This window comes from Rhizobium ecuadorense (assembly GCF_001187535.1).
Taxonomy (GTDB): Bacteria; Pseudomonadota; Alphaproteobacteria; order Rhizobiales; family Rhizobiaceae; genus Rhizobium; species Rhizobium ecuadorense.
Window position 1 is genome coordinate 1 of sequence record NZ_LFIO01000549.1, and the last position, 1,278, is coordinate 1,278.

The 1,278-nt window shown below is 62.1% G+C and carries 1 protein-coding gene; it reads right to left on the reverse strand.

Translation table 11 applies throughout. The annotated features are described in order from the left end of the window. Positions 1-26 precede the first annotated feature (26 nt). Positions 27-1,172 (reverse strand): IS4 family transposase, encoded by a 1,146-nt coding sequence (locus AF337_RS11940; RefSeq protein WP_049732315.1) that lies wholly within the window; start codon positions 1,170-1,172, stop codon positions 27-29. Positions 1,173-1,278: the final 106 nt, after the last annotated feature.

Consider the following 1,278-nt stretch of genomic DNA (forward strand, 5'->3'; position numbering starts at 1 on the left):
GCCACGAGTGTCCGGTTTAAATTTTGTCACCATTGGAGGCTCATCTGGCCGGGATTTCCGGGAGGGCTGTGGCGTGGTTTTAGGAGGCGGTCGATCCTTTTGCGGTGCATGAGGTTGGCGCGTACCAAGCGAGCGAAGGCCAGCGGGCTTGTGACGGTGGTCTGGTCGGCCTTTGCCATCTGCAGCAGCAGATAGGCGATCAGGGCGACGGCGACCTGGATGCGTACGGCATTTTCGCTGTTTCCGAGGAAATGGCGGATCTTCAGCGTCTGCTTGACCCAGCGGAAGAACAGTTCGATCGCCCAGCGACGCTTGTAAAGCGCGGCAATCTCCTCGGCCGGGGCGGTAAGATCGTTGGAGAAGATGCGCAATATCTTGCCGGTTTCGATCCGCACGCCGATCTCGCGCACCGGCCGGTTCATTGGGTTGCGGCGGCTCCTGGCCTGGCGCTGCGGTAGCAGGCCGATACGGTCGAACAGGATGCCGGCATCCTCGTTGACCGCCTGCTCGGCGCTCACCGTCAGTCTCGTGTGGGATTTGAGGCGGGTGACGATGCGGCAGCCGGCGGCATCCAGCTTCGCCCACCAGCCGAAGTCGTAATAGCCGAGATCGAAGACATAGGTGGCGCCCGCCTCGATCGGCATCTCCTTGGCTGCGGTGATGTCATTGACATTGGCCGGGGTGACGGCCGCATAGATTGGTCGTTCGGCATTGGCATCGTAGACGACGTGCATCTTGGCGCCGCAGGCCTGATCGGAAAAGCGAGCCCACTGCGATCCCGCCCCGGCAAGGCTCATACTGCTGCCGTCGATCAGATAGACCGCCTCGCCGACGGCCCGCTTGAGCCCGCGCCCGGCGCGCGCCACCATCTGCGCGAACAACTCGGCAAAAACCGTGCTCGGACGCAGGCCGTTGGCATCGGCCAACGTCGAGCGCGACACCGGGCGAGCGCCGAGATGGTAAAGGCGTGCGCTGTGGCTGTGTAGCGAGCCGACGATTTCACGCAGGCTGGCGGCACCGGCAAGCTGGCCGTAAAGCAGGGCGATCAACTGGCTCTTCGTCGACAGCCGCCGAACGTGCTTGTCGGCCTGATGCTCCTCCACAAGTCTTTCGAAAGCCGCCCACGGAATCCGCTTCAACAGATCATGAAAGACGCTATTGTCATGCCGCACGGTGTTGTTCCTCTTTTCGTGTCCGGGAACGTCGCCAAACGCTCGAACATGAGTAGAATCAACACCGTGCGCCCTGTCCACTCTTTTTAAACCGGACAGCCGTGGC